Origin of the sequence: Geobacillus jurassicus NBRC 107829, assembly GCF_001544315.1 — a bacterium.
Classification (GTDB): domain Bacteria; phylum Bacillota; class Bacilli; order Bacillales; family Anoxybacillaceae; genus Geobacillus; species Geobacillus jurassicus.
Genome location: NZ_BCQG01000118.1, coordinates 1 through 1119, shown reverse-complemented (window position 1 = coordinate 1119; position 1119 = coordinate 1). Strand labels below are relative to the sequence as shown.

Below are 1119 nucleotides of genomic sequence, written 5' to 3'. Positions count from 1 at the left end.
TTGAACGCTCCCCCACCTATGCTCACGCTTAGAGGTGGGAGATTCTTGGGAACACCTGCCCCACGGCAGGCTGTCAACCAAGCCATCCCCGTGCGTCCCACGGTTGGGCTGCCTTACGAAGACAGCAAGCGAAGCCCTTCCTTCAAAATATTCCGGGCAGCATTATGGTCTCGGTCATGTTCGGCTCCGCATTGCGGACACACCCATTCGCGGACATGCAGCGATTTCACATCGGCTTGCCGATGCCCGCAGCACGAGCACAATTGGCTCGATGGAAAAGTGCGGCTGACACGAACCAACGTTCGCCTGTACCATTCGCTTTATACTCAAGCATATTGAGCAAGCGCCCCCACGCGGAATCGGAAATGCTTTTGGCCAACTTGTGATTCTTCTGCATGTTCTGCACGCGCAAGTCCTCCACGCACACCACTTGGTTTTCGCGGATGAGGCGGGTGGACATTTTGTGCAGGAAATCGTTCCGGCAGTTGGCGATTTTCTCGTGAAGTTTGGCGACTTTCAAGCGGGCCCGGTGCCAGTTCGAACCGCCTGGCTTCCGGCGGGACATCACCCGCTGCCAGTACGCCAGCTTCTCTTCGTATCGGCGTAAATACTTGGGGTGTTCGATTTTCTCGCCTGTTGAAAGAACCACCATATGCTTCAACCCCAAATCCACACCCACTTTCTCGTCGGTTGCGGGCAATGGGGGAATCTCCGTTTCCACGAGGATGGAGACAAAATACTTCCCTGTTGGGTTTCGACGAATGGTGGCAGAGAGAATGCGGCCTTGAACCTCACGGCTTTTGGAAAACTTCACCCATCCGAGATTGGGGAGTTTGATGTGATGGCCGTTTACCTCGATCGATGGCCGTCCTTTCTTGGGATAGTTGCACTGTGCGGTGTACGATTCGTTCGGATGTTTTTTGCTTTTGAAGCGGGGAGGGGGCGCCGTTCCATCAAAGAAGCGGTCAAAAGCCTCGGCCAACTGTTGCAGCGCGTTTTGCAATGCGGTCGAATCGGGCGTCCGCAGCCACGGGAGCGTTTGCTTCAACACGGTTAAGCGCTTGGAACACTCGTTGCAGCCAAGCCCCGACCCTGTTGTTTCATACGCTTGATTCCACT

General features: G+C 55.1%; 2 protein-coding genes. Both read right to left on the bottom strand.

The genetic code is table 11. The annotated features are described in order from the left end of the window. Positions 1-113: 113 nt before the first annotated feature. Positions 114-263 (bottom strand): zinc ribbon domain-containing protein, encoded by a 150-nt coding sequence (locus GJ1_RS19460; protein ID WP_245629460.1) that lies wholly within the window; start codon positions 261-263, stop codon positions 114-116. Beyond that, on the bottom strand, positions 227-1119 hold an 893-nt coding region (locus tag GJ1_RS18490), incomplete at its 5' end, for an RNA-guided endonuclease TnpB family protein (protein ID WP_245629459.1). The genes GJ1_RS19460 and GJ1_RS18490, both read right to left, overlap by 37 nt.